An 18,861-nucleotide genomic window follows, 5' to 3' on the forward strand; every position below is an offset into this window, starting at 1 on the left:
AGAAGGCGATTGTATGAAAAAACAATTGTTAATCGTTGATGGCTATAATATGATTGGTGCTTGGCCAGAATTGGTCCAGTTGAAAAAGCAAGAGCGTTTAGAGGATGCGCGTGAACTGCTTCTTAGTCGTCTGTCCAACTATGCCAAATATGAAGGGTTGGAAATCATTGTGGTCTTTGATGCCCAATTAGTCCCAGGCATTCAGCAAACGTACAAAAAGTACCTTTTGACCGTGGTTTTCACCAAAGAAGATGAAACAGCAGATAGTTATATTGAACGTCTAGCTGGTGAAAAAAATGATCGTTTAACGCAAGTAACAGTCGCAACGAGTGATTTGGCTGAACAATGGATGGTCTTTTCACAAGGTGCATTGCGGACTTCGGCCAATGAACTTTACAAAGCTGTCCAGAAAACAGAAAAGACGATTGCCATTCATGCAACGGATATCCATTTCCAGCAATTTCGTCGAAATTCTCCATGGAACGTGGAGCAGTTATCAAAACTTTCTGAGAAGCTAGAAGAATTGTCTCAAAAAAAAGATTAAACAAATGTTCGCTTAAGTCATAAATTTCTAACATGCTATGCTCTCCTAAATCATTCGATACGTTTATCGAAAAGGAGGGCTTTTTATGTTAGAACAGATTCAGCAAGCATTAGCAGGAGACCAAGAACAATTTCAAGCTTTATATGGGCAATATCAGCCAGTGATTTATAAGTGCATGAAAAAATACTATTTAAAAGATTATGATACTGAGGACTGGCTTCAAGAAGGGCGAATTGTCTTCTTTCGGACGTTAGAACGATTTGATTCAGAAAAACAAGCATCATTAGGAAAGTTTTTTAAACGAAATTTTGAAAATCACGTACATAGCTTAATTCGCCATCAATGCGCCTATAAGCGGCGAACAGATACCTTGTCTATTTCTCTGGAACAACGATTAGAAAGCGCTGGTGAAGAGTTAGTGGACTATTTAGGGACAACGGCCACCGACCCATTAGGTCAATTAATGATTCAAGAAAAATTGGCAGCTTTTCCGACACGTCTTTCCTCGTTGGAACAACAAATTTTAAACGCATACTTAAAAGGCTACACGTTAGAAGAAATCGCTAAAGTACGTGGGGGAACTTTTTCAGCTGTCCGAAGTGCCTATGATCGTGCCAAAGCAAAAATGAAATATACATTAGAAAATGAATAAAAATTCGACAAAACAGCCGGTTTGTCGAGCAAAAGTAGTTGCAAACAGACTTCTAGTATGATAAACTTGAAATTTTTTAAAAAAAGTGATATAATATTTCTCGAGGTGAATGCAATGCCAACAACGTTATCGTCAATTAAGAAAGATTTGGAAGGCCGTATCGGCAGTGAAATTATGTTAGTTGCTCAGACTGGAAGAAAGCGCCAAACAGAACGTAAAGGAATCTTAACGGAGACTTATCCATCTGTTTTTGTTGTTGACTTGGATCCAGACGAGAACTCATTTGAACGTGTATCTTATAGCTATTCAGATGTTTTAACACGCACCGTTGAAATCGAATTCATCGGTCAAGCCGTATAATTTAGAAAGTCCGCTTAGGAGTGAAGGAAGAGCCCTTCGTTCCTAAGCTCTTTTTAATTTCAGCCATCTGTCGTCAGAGAAAGAGCAATCTTCGGTGTACTTCTTCATGGACATATGATAGAATCTAAAAGATTAAAATGTTGGTAGACAAAAGATTAAGGAAGGTGAATCAGGGAACCGATGGAAATAATCGAACGAGCTCCTGCGAAAATTAATCTTGGGTTAGATGTTCTGCATAAACGTGTGGATGGCTATCATGAAGTTGAATCTATTTTTGCAAGTGTAGATTTAGCCGATCATTTAACTTTTGAAAATCTAGAAGAAGACATCATTCGTATTGAAACGGACAGCTCTTTTTTACCCGTGGATCGACGGAATCATGTCTATCAAGCAGTTGACTTATTAAAGCGTACCTATAATATTCATAAAGGAATTAAAATATATATTGAAAAACGTATCCCCGTGGCAGCTGGTTTAGCAGGGGGGAGCAGTGACTGTGCCGCAGCATTACGAGGCTTGAACAAACTGTGGAATCTGGGGTTGACGATGGACGAACTCTGTGAAATTGGCAGCCAAATTGGTATGGATGTTCCTTATTGTTTAAGGGGCGGAACAGCCTTTGCAAACGGACGTGGGGAGAAAATTGAAGCATTACCGACCATGCCTCAATGTTGGATTGTGTTAGTTAAACCGAGAATTAGTGTATCCACTAGTACCGTTTTTAATGATTTAGCGGTAGATGAATTGCACCATCCAGATATTGCTGGACTAAGAATAGCCATCGAAAATGGTGATTATACTGGGATGACCCAAACGGTTGGCAATGCGTTGGAAAGTGTCACGATTGCCAGACATCCGATCGTGCAACAAATCAAGGATCGCATGCTGAAGTACGGCGCTGATGCAGCGTTGATGAGCGGCAGTGGACCGACAGTCTTTGCTTTATGTGAAAAGAAAACACGAGCACAACGGATTTATAATGGACTTAAAGGCTTTTGCGAAGAAGTTTATTTGGTTCGGACATTGAAATAAAAAACAACAGAGCGTGGAGCAAAAAACCAAAGTGATTTTTGTCCCACGCTCTGTTGTTTTTTTAAATTTATTCCTTGACGTCCCGTGATCCATTTGGTACATTATTCCTGGCAAATCGTAAATATTACGGTTTATAATAGGTAAATCGAAAAGAGGACAGAACATGACGAAAATCTACCGCCGTTTGATAATCGGCGTTACTTTAGCAATCAGTGCTTTTCTTTTAGCTAGCTGTGGGCAAACCACACAATCGCCAAAAGAGAAGAAAGAGCTCACGGTAATGACTACTTTTTATCCGATGTACGACTTCGCAAAACAAGTCGTTGGTGATGAGGGAGAGGTTGAGCTGTTGATTCCAGCTGGAACGGAACCACACGATTATGAACCAAGCGCAAAAGACTTAGCGAAAATTACTGATGCGGATGTCTTTGTTTATAATAGTAAAGAGCTAGAAACTTGGGTTCCGAATGTTATTGAAAACTTGGACACGAAAAAAGTTTCAATCGTGGAAGCCAGTCAATCCATTCAATTGATGCAAGGAACAGAAGAGGAAGAATCTGGCGAAGAAGGTCATGAAGGCCATAACCATTCCCACGAACTGGATCCGCATGTCTGGTTAGACCCCGTGTTAGCGCAAAAAGAAGTGACAGCGATTCGGGATGCGCTTATCAAAAAATATCCTGAGAAAAAAGCCGTATTTGAAAAAAATACCGCTGCTTATTTGGAAAAATTGACTGCGCTAGATAAGGAATACCAAGCTGCGTTTGCAGGCGCTAAAAATCGGACCTTTGTGACGCAACATGCTGCATTTGGCTATTTGGCGAAACAATATGGCTTGACCCAAGAACCGATTGCTGGGATTTCTCCAGACCAAGAACCTTCGCCAAGTCGTTTAGCCGAATTAAAAAAATATATTAAAACAAACAATGTTTCTGTGATCTATTTTGAAGCATCGGCTTCTACAAAAGTAGCCAAAACATTGGCAGACGAGACAGGCGTCGAATTAGCCGTATTGAATCCTTTAGAGAGTTTAACTCAAAAAGAACAAGAAGCAGGCGAGAACTACGTGTCTGTCATGAAAGAAAACCTCGCTGCTTTACAAAAAAGCATTCATTAATCTGGCAACAGAAAGGAGCCAACTTATGCATTATATTGAAGTCGAAAATTTAACCTTCTATTATGATGATGAACCTGTTTTAGAAGATGTTTCTTATTATGTTGATCCAGGGGAATTCGTTATTTTAACAGGAGAAAATGGCGCTGCCAAGTCAACGCTGATCAAAAGTACCTTAGGGTTATTAAAACCAACAAGTGGCAAAATTACGGTCGCTAAAAAAAATAGTGCTGGTGAAAAAATCAGCATTGGCTACATTCCACAACAAGTCGCTTCTTTCAATGCGGGCTTTCCTAGCACCGTCATTGAATTAGTACGTTCAGGTCGCTTTCCCAGAAATCGTTGGTTCAAACCGTTGACGAAAAAAGATCATCTTCATGTGGAAAAAGCTTTGAAATCAGTGGACATGTGGGAAATGCGCCACAAACGAATTGGCGAGCTTTCTGGCGGGCAAAAGCAACGAATTAGTTTAGCACGAGTGTTTGCGACCGATCCAGATTTGTTTATTTTAGATGAGCCAACAACAGGTATGGATGAACAATCGCGAAACGAATTTTATCAATTGTTGCAACACAGTGCGCATGAACATGGAAAAGCTATTTTGATGATTACGCATGATCATGAAGATATCAAAACCTATGTGGATCGTCAAATTCGTCTTGTCCGCAAAGAAGATTCGAAATGGCGTTGTTTCCATATGAGTGAAGAATCGTATACGTAAAGTTTCCAATAAAACGTTATCTGGCTCGATCATAACGAAAGCCAAGGAACGGCTTAAAGAAATGTTGGAAAAATTTAAAAAATAAGCAGGAATTAAAAAATTAATTCGCTTAAACGTCGCTACAATGGTAGTGTTCATTTTAGCGGTAAGGAGTGAATCGTATGGCAGAAATGCTTTCTTATGCATTTATGCAAAAGGCCTTTTTAGCAGCACTGTTTATCTCAGTGATTGCCCCAATGCTCGGCGTCTTTCTAGTTATTCGCCGACAATCTTTAATGGCAGATACCCTTTCACATGTGTCATTAGCCGGTGTGGCACTAGGCTTCTTTTTTAATTGGAATCCTAATTTAATGACCTTAATTGTCGTGATTGTGGCTGCAATCATTCTAGAATATTTACGAATGATTTATAGCACCTATTCAGAAATTTCGATTGCTATTTTAATGTCAGGCGGTTTGGCTTTGGCGTTAGTTTTGATGAATTTAACAGGAGGCAATTCAGCTGCTAGTATTCAATCGTATTTATTTGGTTCCATCGTCACGATTACGTGGGATCAAGTGGTTATGTTGGCAATTTTATTCGTAGTTTTAGTTCTATTGTTTATGTTATTTAAACGTCCAATGTATGTTTTAACATTTGATGAAGATACTGCTCATGTTGATGGGCTACCTATTCATTGGATGTCGATGCTTTTTAATGTAATTACTGGCGTGGCGATTGCTGTGATGATTCCGATCGCGGGAGCCTTGTTAATTTCAGCAATTATGGTCTTACCAGCTGCAATAGGTATGCGAATTGGTAAAGGCTTCAACACGGTGATCATCATCAGTGTGTTTATGGGCTTGATTGGCATGCTAACAGGGTTGACTAGCTCGTATTATTTGGAAACACCACCGAGTGCAAGCATTACCCTAATTTTTATTGGTTTATTCTTATTAGTCAATATTTATCGCCGAGTGGTTGTCATGGTCCAACGAAAACAAAAAATGCAAAGAAACTAAGGAGAAAAACGAAAGTTTTTCTCCTTTATTTCTTTTTTTTAAAAGAAATGGCGAACTATTTTCAGTTATTTGAAAAAAATCCTCGAATTTTTCGGTTAAACCCCTTATAATAAGGAACGATAGAATGAAAAGGAGTGACGAATTTGAAAATTCGGAGAAGTGAACGATTAATCGATATGACCCAGTATCTTTTAGATCATCCCCATACATTGGTTTCTTTGACATATTTTGCTGACCGATACCAATCTGCCAAGTCTTCCATTAGTGAAGATTTAGCAATTGTTAAAAAAACATTTAAAGAACGTGGAACAGGTATTTTAGAAACGATTCCAGGCGCTGCAGGCGGTGTCCGCTTTATCCCTGAAATTCCTTATGAGGAAGCGGAGCAGTTGATTATGGATTTGTGTGATCGTTTGTCAGAACAAGATCGCTTATTACCTGGGGGCTATGTTTATCTTTCAGATTTACTTGGGGAACCGAATTTATTAAGACAAGTGGGCCGGATTATTGCTTCTAAATATTTAGGCAAACAAATTGATGCGGTAATGACCGTTGCGACTAAAGGAGTGCCAATTGCGCAAGCTGTGTCTTATTACTTAAATGTTCCGTTTGTGATTGTTCGTCGCGATTCTAAGATTACTGAAGGTTCAACGGTGAGCGTGAACTATGTATCAGGGTCTTCAGAACGTATCGAAAAAATGGAACTTTCAAAACGCAGCTTAAAACGCGGCTCAAAAGTTTTAGTCGTGGATGACTTCATGAAAGGCGGCGGCACCGTCAATGGTATGAAGAGTATGATTGAAGAATTTGAAGCAGAACTTGTGGGCATTACCGTTTTTGCTGAGTCAAAATTCAATGGCCGTCGTGCAATCGATGACTACACTTCGCTATTGTACGTGGAAGATGTGGATACACAAACAAAAACGATTAGCGTAGTCCCAGGAAACTATTTCACAGAGAAATAATTTGAAAAAGAGCGTGGAAATGGTCCATTCCATTTTCAGGTTCTTTTTTTCTGTTTTATTCCTTTAAAAAAAGATGAGAAAATAAATTGGTCTACCTTTTAAATGCCTTATTTTGTTGAAAAAGACAAAAGAGTAAGATAAACTAGAAAAGGTATAATGAGGACGATTTAGAAGAAAATCAAACAATTTAGTTAATTTGAGGTGGCAAACGTGGAAAATAGATACGCAATTATTTTAGCAGCTGGTAAAGGAACACGCATGAAATCTAAACTTTATAAAGTATTGCATCCAGTTGCTGGTAAACCAATGGTCGAACATATTTTAGATCAAGTAGAACAAACAGAACCAACAGAAATCGTGACGATCGTTGGACACGGGGCGGAAATGATTAAAAGCCATTTAGGCGAACGTAGTCAATATGCCTTACAAGCTGAACAATTGGGAACTGGGCATGCAGTCATGCAAGCACAAGAGTTATTAGGTGGTAAACAAGGAACAACATTAGTTATTACAGGGGATACGCCGTTATTAACTGCGGAAACCTTGAAAAATTTATTCGATTACCATCAAGGTAAGAATGCAAGTGCGACTATTTTAACAGCGCATGCGGAAGACCCAACAGGCTATGGTCGAATTATTCGTGACCATGTGGGCATTGTTGAACGAATCGTGGAACAAAAAGATGCCAGTGAAGAAGAAGCACGTGTTCAAGAAATTAATACAGGAACCTTCTGTTTTGATAATGAATCATTGTTTGAAGCGTTAGCGAAAACAGATACAAACAATACACAAGGGGAATACTATTTAACAGATATCATTGAAATTTTGAAAAAAGAAGGCAAAGCTGTCGCTGCTTACCAAATGGCAGACTTTGACGAAGCAATGGGTGTAAATGATCGCGTCGCTTTATCCACTGCTAATAAAATTATGCATCGTCGTTTAAATGAAATGCATATGCGAAATGGTGTTACATTTATTGATCCAGATACAACGTATATTGATGAAGGCGTGGTAATTGGTTCAGACACAGTCATTGAAGCGGGAGTCACTATCAAAGGAAAAACAGTGATTGGCGAAGATTGCTTGATTGGCGCACATTCAGAAATCGTTGATAGTCACATCGGCAATCAAGTGGTTGTTAAACAGTCTGTGATTGAAGAAAGTGTGGTTCGCGAGGGGGCCGATGTGGGTCCGTATGCACATTTACGTCCTAAAGCAGATGTGGGGGCAAACGTACACATTGGTAACTTCGTGGAAGTAAAAAATGCAACAATCGATGAAGGAACAAAAGTGGGCCATTTAACATACGTTGGTGATGCAACATTAGGCAAAGATATTAATGTCGGTTGCGGCGTTGTTTTTGTTAATTATGATGGCAAAAATAAACACCAAACAGTCGTGGGTGATCACGCGTTTATTGGCTCTGCAACGAACATTGTTGCGCCAGTCACGATTGGTGATCATGCGGTGACTGCTGCTGGTTCAACCATCACAGAAGATGTCCCTTCAGAAGATTTGGCGATTGCCCGGGCACGTCAAGTGAATAAAGAAGGCTATGCTAAAAAGTTACCTTATATGAAGGATTAACCTCAAATAAAAAAGAACGCTCTTTTGCTTAAGCAAAAGAGCGTTCTTTTTCCTCCTTAAAGACTAGACCAATTGCTGCTAGTATTTGTTTAGAGACATTCAAGGGCTAGACCAATGCTGTTTATTCGGTATTTTTAGTTATTTTTTTCAAAAAAATAGTTTTTGTTCCGCTTTTCCAATATAAAAAGACTTTCTTTTTTATAAAGTTCGTGTTTTGGTCAAAATGACTATTTTTTTCACAAACAAATTCGCTATATTGTCCAAAAATAAAAACAATTTACAGGAAAAACATCTTATTTTAACGGAATTTACTGTTTTTTATTTAACGGATATATTATGATAGGAAAAGAAGAGCAGCGTGATGGGGGAAGGCTCTTTTTGTTGTTTGTTACTTTGACAATTGTTTGTTGCAAATGGGTTGAAACACAAGGAGGAAATTTGTGAAAAAGTTGAGCTTTAAAAAAGTGAAGTGGGGCATGCATTTTTTAATGGCTGTTGCGTTGATAGCGCCAAGCGTTACTAGTACGGCATATGCAGTAGAAACAACGAGTCAACAAAGTTCAGAAGCAGTAACAAGTACCACCGATTCAAGTAGAAAACAAGAACCAATCATCACACAGGAAACAACAGACATCAAACAAGAAGCACCAAATCAGGCTACGAGTGACAGTGTCAAGCAGTCACAAGAAACCACGGCACCAGCAGAAACGACGAATTTAGAAACGTCAACCGCTGAAAAAGAAGAAACGAGCACACCACAAAAAATAACAATTTTAGGTACGTCAGATGTTCATGGTCAATTATGGAATTGGTCTTATGAAGATGATAAAGAATTACCAGTTGGTTTGTCCCAAGTAAGTACAGTCGTCAACCAAGTCCGGGCGCAAAACCCAGCAGGCACCGTTTTAATTGATAATGGCGACAATATTCAAGGCACTATTTTAACAGATGACTTGTATAATAAAGCGCCTTTAGTGAATGAAAAGACCCATCCAATGATCACCGCCATGAATGTCATGAAGTATGATGCAATGGTTTTGGGAAATCATGAGTTTAATTTTGGTTTACCGTTAATCCAAAAAATTCAAAAAGAAGCCGCTTTTCCAATTTTGTCTGCGAATACCTACAATAAGGAAGATGGTCGTCGTTTTGTTAAAGGGACTACCACGAAGGAACTTGATTTTAATCAAGATGGGCAGCCAGATTTAAAAGTTGGGATTATCGGCTTAACAATCCCGCACATTCCTTTGTGGGATGGCCCTCGTGTTACTTCGCTTAATTTTTTACCTTTGAAAGAAGAAGCAGAAAAAGCAGTTACTGAGTTGAAAGCTAACGATCAGGCTGACATTATTGTTGCCTCGATTCATGCGGGACAACAAAATAGTGATCCGGCTGCCAGCGCCGACCAAGTAATTGAAAATGTCGCGGGGATTGATGCGTATATTCTAGGTCATGACCACCTTTCTTTTACCAAGCAAGGAGCAGCGCCGAATGGAAAAACTGTACCGGTAGGGGGACCGAAAGATACGGGGACAGAAGTTGTCAAAATTGATCTTTCAGTTGCTAAAAATGCCGATAAGTGGGAAGTGCAAGAAGGTACAGCAACGATTGTACCAACAACGAATGTTCCAGCAGATGAAGCAGTTAAGGCAGCGACAAAAGAATACCATGAGCAAACGCGAGCGTTTATTCAGGAGGAGATCGGCACAGCAACAGCTGATTTTTTACCAAAACAAGAAATTAAAGGAATTCCCGAAGCACAATTACAACCAACAGCGATGATTTCTTTAATTAATAACGTTCAAAAAGAAGTAACAGGTGCACAATTAAGTGCGGCAGCGCTGTTTAAATACGACAGTAAATTACCTGCGGGGAAGATTTCCTATGCCACGATTTTTGATATCTACAAATACCCGAATACCTTAGTGAGTGTTCCCATTAACGGTGAAAACTTACTGAAGTATTTAGAAAAACAAGGGGCGTACTATAACCAAACACAGCCAGATGATTTGACCATTAGTTTTAATCCAAACATTCGTGTATATAACTATGACATGATTTCTGGAGTGGACTACAAGATTGACATTTCAAAACCAGTGGGTGAACGAATTGTAGATGCGAAAATTGACGGCCAACCGTTGGATCCTGCCAAAGAATATACGATTGCTATGAATAATTATCGTTACGGCGGTTTAGCTAGCCAAGGGATTCAAGTAGGAGAACCTATTAAAAATTCTGATCCAGAAACCTTACGAGGAATGATTGTTGATTATATTAAGAAAAAAGGAACGCTTGATCCAGAACAAGAAATCGAACGAAATTGGTCAATTATTGGGACAAATTTTGATGAAAAATGGCGTACCAAAGCAATCGAATTAGTGAATGACGGCACTCTTCAAATTCCGACTTCTCCTGATGGACGTACACCAAACGCCGCCGCTATTACGAAACAAGATGTCCGTAATGCGGGCTTTGATTTAGATAATGCATATACCATTATGCACACAAATGACGTTCATGGCCGACTAGAAGCAGGGAAAGGCGAATTAGGTATGGCGCGTCTAAAAACCTTTAAAGACCAAGAAAACCCAACCTTGATGGTGGATGCAGGAGATGTTTTCCAAGGATTACCAATCTCCAATTTCTCCAAAGGCGCGGATATGGCCAAAGCAATGAATGAAGTTGGTTATGATGCCATGGCGGTGGGAAATCACGAGTTTGATTTTGGTTTAGAGATTGCACTAGGTTATAAAGACCAACTGAATTTTCCGATTTTATCTAGTAATACGTATTACAAAGATGGCAGTGGACGGGTTTTTGATCCGTATACAATCGTAGAAAAAGCCGGGAAAAAGTTTGCCATTGTAGGTGTGACGACCCCAGAAACAGCAACGAAAACACACCCGAAAAACGTGGAGAAGGTGACATTTAAAGACCCGATTCCAGAAGTAGAAGCAGTGATTAATGAAATTAAAGAGAAGTACGCGGATATTCAAGCTTTCGTAGTTACTGGGCATTTAGGCGTAGATGAAACGACGCCGCATATCTGGCGGGGTGATACGCTAGCAGAAACCCTTAGTCAAACATATCCTGAGTTGGATATTAATGTGATTGATGGACATTCGCATACAGCCGTCGAAAGTGGCAAACGTTATGGCAAAGTGATCTATGCTCAAACAGGTAATTATTTAAATAATGTTGGAATTGTCACAGCACCAGAGAATGAACTAACTAAGAAAACAGCAAAATTGATTCCAGCAGAAGAGTTGCTAGGATTGCCAGAAAACCCGGCAGTTAAAGCCATCGTTGATGAAGCACGTACGAATTTTAACGCTGAAAATGAAAAAGTAATTGTCAATTATATTCCATTCACATTGGATGGACAACGAGAAAATGTGCGCACACGAGAGACCAACTTAGGGAATTTGATTGGTGATGCGATTATGTCATATGGGCAAGACGCGTTTAGTCAACCTGCTGATTTTGCAGTAACCAATGGTGGCGGCATTCGCGCTGATATTAAACAAGGGCCAATTAAAGTTGGGGATGTCATTGCTGTGTTACCTTTTGGCAATAGCATTGCGCAAATTCAAGTAACCGGCGCTCAAGTTAAAGAAATGTTTGAAATGTCTGTTCGTTCGATTCCACAAAAAGATGAGAATGGCACAATTTTACTAGATGATGCTGGCCAACCAAAACTTGGCGCAAATGGTGGTTTCCTACATGTTTCAAGCTCCATTCGTATCCACTATGATTCCACAAAACCAGGTACTCGCTTGGCTAGTGACGAAGGCAATGAAACAGGACAAACGATTGTTGGTAGTCGCGTATTAGGAATAGAAATTAAAAATCGGCAAACGCAAAAGTTTGAACCATTGGATGAGAAGAAACAATACCGGATGGCTACCAATGATTTCTTAGCTGCTGGTGGTGATGGTTACGATATGCTAGGTGGTGAACGAGAAGAAGGGATTTCACTAGATGCTGTCTTAATTGAATACTTGAAAAGTGCAACCAGCTTGCGGTTGTATCGGGCAGCAACGACGATTGATTTAGCACAATATAAAGAACCATTCCCAGGCGAACGAATTGTTTCTATTTCGGAAGAAGCTTACAAAGAGTTAATCGGTGGAGGAGAGACGCCAACACCAGATCCAAAACCAGATCCAAAACCAGATCCAAAACCAGATCCAAAACCAGATCCAAAACCAGATCCAAAACCAGATCCAAAACCAGATCCAAAACCAGATCCAAAACCAGATCCAAAACCAGATCCAAAACCAGATCCAAAACCAGATCCAAAACCAACACCAGAAACACCAGTAGCAACTAATAAACAAAACCAAGCGGGAGCAAGACAGAGCAATCCATCCGTAACAGAGAAGAAAAAGTATGGCGGCTTTTTACCTAAAACGGGTACAGAAACAGAAACGCTTGCATTATATGGTTTACTGTTCGTTGGACTTTCTTCTTCTGGCTGGTATATTTATAAACGACGTAACAAAGCTAGTTAGTCATTTTTTAAGAACCGTCCTTCGGGATTGGTTCTTTTTTTTATTTTAATGCTTGCCATTTGTTTTTAATTTTAGTATTATAAGAATATTCTAAAAATTAAAAAATGAAGAGTTTTTTCTGTGAAGGGAGAAAGGCATGAAAAGTAAACGTATAAAAGGACTTATCGGGTTAAGTTTAACAACGCTGTTAGTTTTAGCTGCTTGTGGTGGTGATGGGGGAGCTGGCGCCGAAAAAGCAAAGGGCGGATCAGAGAAAACTGCCGCTAAACAAGAATTTAAAGTAGTAGTTCAACAAGAAATGCCTTCTGCAGATTTATCTTTAGGAACAGATACAATTAGTTTTACGGCACTGAATAATGCGTATGAAGGAATTTATCGTTTAGATGATAAAAGCAAGCCGCAACCAGCAGGGGCTAAAGAAAAAGTGCAAGTCAGTGATGATGGTCTGACGTACACAGTGAAACTAAGAGAAGAAGCAAAATGGTCCAATGGTGATCCTGTCACAGCTGCCGATTATGTTTTTAGTTGGCAACGTACAGCAGATCCTCAGACTGGCGCTGAGTATGCTTATTTTCTAGAAATGATTGAAAACGGTGCAGACATTGTAGCTGGTAAGAAACCAGTTTCTGAATTAGGCATTAAAGCAAACGGAGATTACGAGCTAGAAATTAAACTGGCAAAACCAACACCATATTTTGATTATTTACTGGCCTTTCCACTATTTTTCCCGCAACATCAAGCAACCGTAGAGAAATATGGCAAAGATTACGCTGCTTCCAGTGAAAAAGCAGTCTATAATGGTCCTTTTGTCTTAGCTAACTTTGAAGGGGCTGGCTCAGATACCAATTGGACTTTGGAAAAAAATGAAAACTATTGGGATAAAGACAATGTCAAATTAGATAAAATCAATTTTGATGTTGTCAAGGAGGCGCCAACTGCCTTGAACTTATTCCAAGATGGTCAAGCAGACGATGTTATTTTAAGTGGCGAATTGGCCCAGCAAATGGCGAAGGATCCAGAATTGGTTATCGAAAAAGAAGCACGAACCAGCTATTTGGAATTTAATCAGCGAGATAAAAATTCACCGTATAATAATGTGAATTTACGCAAAGCAATTTCAGCAGCGATTGATCGCAACGCATTAGTAGATAAAATTTTAGGCGACGGCTCAGTAGTCGCTACCGGCTTAATTCCAGAAGGGATGTCTTATTCGCCGACAGATGACAAAGATTTTGCTGATGAAAATAAAAAAATTGTTGAATATAGCCCAGAAAAAGCAAAAGAATATTGGGCAAAAGCGAAGAAAGAATTGGGCATAACAACACTCAAAATGGATATTGTTGCCGATGATGTCGATTCTACGAAAAAGTTAGCGGAATATATTCAAGGTACGTTAAAGGATACTTTAGAGGGCATTGATGTAACAGTGAGCCCAGTGCCGTTTTCAGTTCGAATTGATCGAGGTAGTCGCGGCGATTTTGAGACAATCTTAGGTGGTTGGGCTGCGGATTACGCAGATCCAAGTAGTTTCTTAGACCTTTTTGTTACTGGTAATAACTATAATCGCGGGCGTTTTTCAAGTAAAGCCTACGATGAGTTGATTGAGGCTTCAGCTACAAGAGATGCTTCAGATCCTGAAAAACGTTGGGAAGACATGGTTAAGGCTGAGAAGTTATTGATTGGTGAAGAGACCGCTTTGGCACCACTTTATCAAAAGGCGACTGCCCATCTACGCAGTAAAGAAGTGAAAGGCGTCGTTGCCCATGGTGCTGGCGCACAATATGATTATAAGTGGACATATGTGACAGAAGAGTAGTTAAAAAGAGACACAGAATAGTCAAATCGACTGTTCTGTGTCTCTTTTAATCAAAATATTTCTGCTGTTCTTCTTTTAATTTTTCTGGGGTCACATCTTCACCAGTAGGATCATAAATAGTGACGCCCATTAATGTTTTATTGAATTGTTCACGAATGGTCCGCAAATATTCTTGTCGCAAATCGACACGAAGAGCTTGTTCTTCAGATGTTAAGCCTTGTTCACGCTCTTTTTGTGCAAGCGTATTAATTCTTTTTAAAACCTCTAACATTTCTCATTTCCTTTCTATAATAATTCTTTTGCTAGGCGTTCAAATGATTGAAAGCGCGTTTGTTTGTCATAACCTGGGGTGATTAGCATCGCTTCTGTCAACCCTAGTTCTTCTTGTTGGTGGAAAAACTCCGCAACTTCTTGGCTACTGCCAATGACAAAGCGTTGTTTATTTTGTTCTAAAACCAGTTTGTCCATTTCACTGTAAGGGAAAGCTAGGGCTTCTTCTGGCGATAAAAATTTATTTGGAAGCCCATGTTCGGTGGCAAAGATATAATGCTCGAAACTAGCCGCATGGTATTCTGCTTCTTCTTTCGTGTCGGCGGCAAAAGTGAAATACGCAGCGCTCACTTGAGGCTCTTGTTGTTCAGTTACTGGTCGGAAATGCTTGTAATATGCTGACAATACTTCTTTGGGCAAATGTCCATGAATAAACTGCGCAAAGGAAAAATTAATGCCATATTCACCAGCTGAACGTGCGCTTTCTTTACTAGCACCTAGTAACCAGGGTTGTGGTAATAGAACTTCCCGCGGAACAGCTGAAATTTTAGAATATAAATGATCTTCAGGAAATTCCTCTCTTAAAAAGAGTAAAATTTCAGGTAATTTATCAAATTGGTCTAGCTGCGGTGGCTGACCATTATTTAACGCCAACGTAGTTAAAGGGCTGCCGCCAGGCGAGCGGCCCATGCCTAAATCGATTCGATCAGGATATAAAGCTGCTAACGTTTTAAACGTTTCTGCGACTTTAAATGGCGCATAATGCATGGTCATGATGCCACCCGCGCCAACACGAATTTTTTCGGTGGCACTAGCAATATGTGCAACTAAAATTTCTGGCGTTGCACTGGCAAAGGCGTCTGAGCCGTGATGTTCGGCATACCAAATTCTTGTGTAGCCAAGTTTTTCCGCTAATTGAGCGAGCTCTTTGGCTTCTTGTAATGTGTCGCTTGCTGATTGATTTTTAGGAACCGTTAATTGATCTAAGATACTTAATTTCATGTATGTAGTCTCCTTTTTGGTTATTTTTTTTGAAGCTACCGCTATTATTACGCAAGCATGTTAAAAAAAACAGTACGCACTTTTTAATTCCCTAGTGAGCGAAAAGTAACAAATAGATGTAGCCAAGGTCGATGATAAAAAATTCTCCGCTATGGCTGTGTGCATTTTGATTTTTTTGACAATGTATAGAAATATACTTAATATTTTTTCTGTTTTTATACAACGTATTGTATTTTTTAGTATAAAAAGCATTTTCTTTAGAAAGTTGGGCTATTGACTAGCTACAAAACAAATGATAGCATAGAGATAACCTTAAAGAAGAGCTGCTGTGCGGCTAACCAAGAACGTCTATTAGTTTTTCTAATAGACGTTCTTGTGCTAATTAATAGGAGAACAGTATATGAAGCCTTTTAAAACATTAGATGAACAATTAGCTATTTTGGAAGCTCGAGGATTGGTTTTCTCGGATAAAGAAAATGCAAAAAAGAAATTATCTTTTTATGGCTATTATGAGATTATCAATGGCTATAAAGACTTCCTTTTGGAAAAAAAGCAAAAAATAACTGACCATCAAGAAGAATGTTTTATAGAAAACAGTACATTTGATCATATTTTTTCTTTATTTATGATGGACAAAACAATAACTTCATCTGTAATTGATGCGACATGTGATGTTGAGATGTATGTAAGAGCAGCTATTTCTTACGTTGTCAGTAAAAATATAGGTGAACAACAAATAGACTATTTGAATAGACGTCATTATCAAAGTGGAAAGAAAAACAAAAACGGACAAGGATATAAAGTTGATCAGCTAATTACAAAGTTTAAAAAGATTATCTACGATGATATAGAACCCATGAAACACTATCGTGGTTATCATGGAAACGTTCCACCTTGGATTATGTTAAAAGGAACAACATTTGGAAACCTGGCTAATTTTTATAAATTACAAAAAAGTGAAAATAAAAAAGAAGTTATAGCGATGATTCTAGGAATACCTAAAGAAATCGTGGATGAAGGGATTACCAATATGTTTACTGACATTATCTTTTTATGTCATAGTTATAGGAATAGAGCTGCACATGGTGGACGAATGTATAACTATCGGTCGGCTAAAGCAGTTATTAGATATAGTGAAAATTTTCATCCCCGAGCAAATATTACTCAGGCAGAGTATAGAAAAGGCAAAGGGATATCCTGTTTAGGTACCCTATTTCATGCATTGACATGGATGGATAATAAAGTAGCTTTAGCAAGGTTACAAGCAGGGGTATCTGTTGCGTTAGATCAGCACTTAAAAGTTTACCCAGAAGATTATGATTTAGTTTTGTCTGAAAGTAATATCAATCCTAAATTTTTACAGCTTTCTAGATAGAATTATTAGACTGAGTTGTACATAAAATTATTGTCTACTAGGGAGAGCGTGTTAATCTGTCTTCTGTTAGTTATTAATTATTGTTTGCTTCATCAATAGAAAGCTGTTTTATAAAGAGTGTTTTCAGGCTATTAGTATAGATTGCTCATAGGAATATTTGCAAACGATGGAGATATCGCTTAAAATAAATGAATCAAGTAAAATGGAACATATGTACGCAATCAGCAATTGGAAAGGTGACAACATGTACGAATATATTATTGGAAAAGTAACGTTTGTTAGCCCATACTATATTGTCGTTGAAACAAATGGCATTGGCTATCAGATTTCAGTCGATAACCCGTATCGCTATTCAGGAAAAATGGATACGGATATTAAACTATATCTTCACCAAGTCGTGCGGGAAGATGCACAACTTTTATTTGGTTTTGGCAGTTTAGAAGAAAAACAATTGTTCTTAAAATTAATCAGTGTCTCTGGAATTGGCCCTAAAAGTGGCTTAGCTATCATGGCTTCTGTGGCTGATCATGGTGGTTTAATCAATGCAATTGAAGGGGAAGATGTTACATATTTAACGAAGTTCCCAGGTGTTGGCAAGAAAACAGCCCAACAAATGATTTTAGATTTAAAAGGAAAATTAGGCGAATTAGAGTCTTCCGAAGCAGCGGTTGCGGCCATGACCGCAACCGAAGCGGTGACAACAAGCAATCAAGCATTGGCAGAAGCGTTAGAAGCATTAAGTGCCCTAGGCTACAGTGACCGAGAGATTAAGCGTATCACTAAGCAATTGGAAGCGTTAGGTGAGACAACGACAGATGTTTATTTAAGCAATGCGTTAAAATTCATGATGAAACGCTAAGGAGGAATAACGATGACAGAAGAAGAACGGTTGCTTTCAGCTGCAAGTCAAGAAGCAGAAGCTTCAATTGAAAAATCGTTACGTCCACAATTTTTAGCACAATATATTGGTCAAGACAAAGTAAAACAAGAACTAACGATTTATATTGAAGCGGCGAAAAATCGGAATGAAGCGTTGGATCATACTCTTCTTTATGGTCCGCCAGGTTTAGGGAAAACGACAATGGCGATGGTCATCGCCAATGAAATGAATGTGAACATTCGTACCACAAGTGGACCAGCCATCGAACGGGCGGGAGATTTAGTCGCTATTTTGAACGAATTAGAGCCTGGTGATGTGTTATTTATCGATGAAATTCATCGTTTGCCGCGAGTGGTGGAAGAAATGCTGTATTCCGCAATGGAAGATTTTTACATTGATATCATGGTCGGTCAAGGAACCACGGCACATCCCGTTCATTTTCCGTTACCGCCTTTTACTTTAGTGGGCGCTACCACACGGGCAGGGATGCTTTCAGCGCCATTACGAGATCGTTTTGGGATTATTTCTCACATGGAGTATTATCAAGAGCAGGATTTAAAAGAAATCGTTCTCCGTTCCGCGGATATTTTTCAAACGGAGATTTTTGAGGAAGGTGCCTTTGAAATTGCGCGCCGCTCAAGAGGAACCCCCCGAATTGCTAATCGTTTGTTAAAACGTGTCCGTGATTTTGCCCAAGTCCAATCAGATGGCAAAATCGACCGAGCGATTGCAGACAAAGCGTTAACCTTGCTGCAAGTGGACCATCAAGGCTTGGATTATGTCGATCAAAAATTGTTGAAAACAATGATTGATTTATACGGCGGCGGTCCAGTTGGTTTAAGTACCTTGTCTGTAAATATCGGTGAAGAAACCGAAACGGTGGAAGATATGTATGAACCCTATCTTATTCAAAAAGGTTTCATTAAACGAACACCACGAGGACGAATTGCAACGCCATTTGCGTATGCACATTTTGGGTATGATTATTTAGAGGGTCATAAAAATTAAAAATAAGTCAAAAGAAAGCA

The 18,861-nt window shown here is 39.1% G+C and carries 16 protein-coding genes; 14 read left to right on the top strand and 2 right to left on the bottom strand.

What is annotated here, in order from left to right:
- The first annotated feature begins 13 nt into the window (after positions 1-13).
- The 11 genes from IGM09_RS00220 to IGM09_RS00270 all read left to right on the top strand — a co-directional run bounded on the left by IGM09_RS00220 (position 14) and on the right by IGM09_RS00270 (position 14,306).
- Positions 14-544, top strand: a complete 531-nt coding sequence (locus IGM09_RS00220) for an NYN domain-containing protein (RefSeq protein ID WP_010713654.1) — start codon at positions 14-16, stop codon at positions 542-544.
- 85 nt (positions 545-629) lie between these two features.
- Positions 630-1,196, top strand: a complete 567-nt coding sequence (locus IGM09_RS00225; protein WP_002383498.1) for a sigma-70 family RNA polymerase sigma factor — start codon at positions 630-632, stop codon at positions 1,194-1,196.
- A 57-nt stretch (positions 1,197-1,253) separates the two neighbouring features.
- The gene (locus tag IGM09_RS00230) at positions 1,254-1,556 is read left to right on the top strand and encodes a Veg family protein (protein WP_025189153.1); all 303 of its coding nucleotides are present in this window, start codon (positions 1,254-1,256) and stop codon (positions 1,554-1,556) included.
- A 180-nt stretch (positions 1,557-1,736) separates the two neighbouring features.
- The gene (gene ispE, locus IGM09_RS00235) at positions 1,737-2,588 is read left to right on the top strand and encodes a 4-(cytidine 5'-diphospho)-2-C-methyl-D-erythritol kinase (RefSeq protein WP_002356061.1); all 852 of its coding nucleotides are present in this window, start codon (positions 1,737-1,739) and stop codon (positions 2,586-2,588) included.
- Positions 2,589-2,751: 163 nt separating this feature from the next.
- Entirely contained in the window at positions 2,752-3,705 is a 954-nt protein-coding gene (locus IGM09_RS00240) for a metal ABC transporter substrate-binding protein (protein WP_002367576.1), read from the top strand.
- A gap of 25 nt (positions 3,706-3,730) precedes the next feature.
- Entirely contained in the window at positions 3,731-4,423 is a 693-nt protein-coding gene (locus tag IGM09_RS00245; protein WP_002356064.1) for a metal ABC transporter ATP-binding protein, read from the top strand.
- A 161-nt stretch (positions 4,424-4,584) separates the two neighbouring features.
- Complete coding sequence (locus IGM09_RS00250; protein WP_002383493.1) at positions 4,585-5,424, top strand: metal ABC transporter permease; 840 nt, start codon at positions 4,585-4,587, stop codon at positions 5,422-5,424.
- Between the two features lie 143 nt (positions 5,425-5,567).
- Positions 5,568-6,389 (top strand): pur operon repressor, encoded by an 822-nt coding sequence (gene purR / locus IGM09_RS00255; protein WP_002381336.1) that lies wholly within the window; start codon positions 5,568-5,570, stop codon positions 6,387-6,389.
- 201 nt (positions 6,390-6,590) lie between these two features.
- The gene (glmU, locus tag IGM09_RS00260; protein ID WP_002356067.1) at positions 6,591-7,976 is read left to right on the top strand and encodes a bifunctional UDP-N-acetylglucosamine diphosphorylase/glucosamine-1-phosphate N-acetyltransferase GlmU; all 1,386 of its coding nucleotides are present in this window, start codon (positions 6,591-6,593) and stop codon (positions 7,974-7,976) included.
- A gap of 440 nt (positions 7,977-8,416) precedes the next feature.
- The gene (locus IGM09_RS00265) at positions 8,417-12,490 is read left to right on the top strand and encodes a 5'-nucleotidase C-terminal domain-containing protein (protein ID WP_430619681.1); all 4,074 of its coding nucleotides are present in this window, start codon (positions 8,417-8,419) and stop codon (positions 12,488-12,490) included.
- A gap of 136 nt (positions 12,491-12,626) precedes the next feature.
- Entirely contained in the window at positions 12,627-14,306 is a 1,680-nt protein-coding gene (locus IGM09_RS00270) for a peptide ABC transporter substrate-binding protein (protein WP_002361487.1), read from the top strand.
- Between the two features lie 46 nt (positions 14,307-14,352).
- Here IGM09_RS00270 and IGM09_RS00275 read toward each other — a convergent pair whose 3' ends face one another.
- Both IGM09_RS00275 and IGM09_RS00280 read right to left on the bottom strand, forming a co-directional pair.
- Positions 14,353-14,577, bottom strand: coding sequence for a DUF896 domain-containing protein (locus tag IGM09_RS00275; protein ID WP_002356070.1), 225 nt, complete (start codon positions 14,575-14,577; stop codon positions 14,353-14,355).
- A gap of 14 nt (positions 14,578-14,591) precedes the next feature.
- Positions 14,592-15,578: an LLM class flavin-dependent oxidoreductase gene (locus tag IGM09_RS00280; RefSeq protein ID WP_002356071.1), complete on the bottom strand. Its 987-nt coding sequence runs from the start codon at positions 15,576-15,578 to the stop codon at positions 14,592-14,594.
- Between the two features lie 400 nt (positions 15,579-15,978).
- On the opposite strand from IGM09_RS00280, the gene IGM09_RS00285 reads away from it, so the two are divergent.
- The 3 genes from IGM09_RS00285 to ruvB all read left to right on the top strand — a co-directional run bounded on the left by IGM09_RS00285 (position 15,979) and on the right by ruvB (position 18,841).
- Complete coding sequence (locus IGM09_RS00285; protein WP_002407578.1) at positions 15,979-16,953, top strand: Abi family protein; 975 nt, start codon at positions 15,979-15,981, stop codon at positions 16,951-16,953.
- A gap of 244 nt (positions 16,954-17,197) precedes the next feature.
- Positions 17,198-17,812: a Holliday junction branch migration protein RuvA gene (gene ruvA / locus IGM09_RS00290; RefSeq protein ID WP_002359241.1), complete on the top strand. Its 615-nt coding sequence runs from the start codon at positions 17,198-17,200 to the stop codon at positions 17,810-17,812.
- Positions 17,813-17,824: 12 nt separating this feature from the next.
- On the top strand, positions 17,825-18,841 hold the full coding sequence (ruvB, locus tag IGM09_RS00295) for a Holliday junction branch migration DNA helicase RuvB (RefSeq protein WP_002383488.1): 1,017 nt from the start codon (positions 17,825-17,827) through the stop codon (positions 18,839-18,841).
- The last annotated feature ends 20 nt before the right edge of the window (positions 18,842-18,861 follow it).

Origin of the sequence: Enterococcus sp. DIV0167 (genome assembly GCF_050541555.1) — a bacterium.
In the GTDB taxonomy this organism is placed as follows: Bacteria; Bacillota; Bacilli; order Lactobacillales; family Enterococcaceae; genus Enterococcus; species Enterococcus faecalis.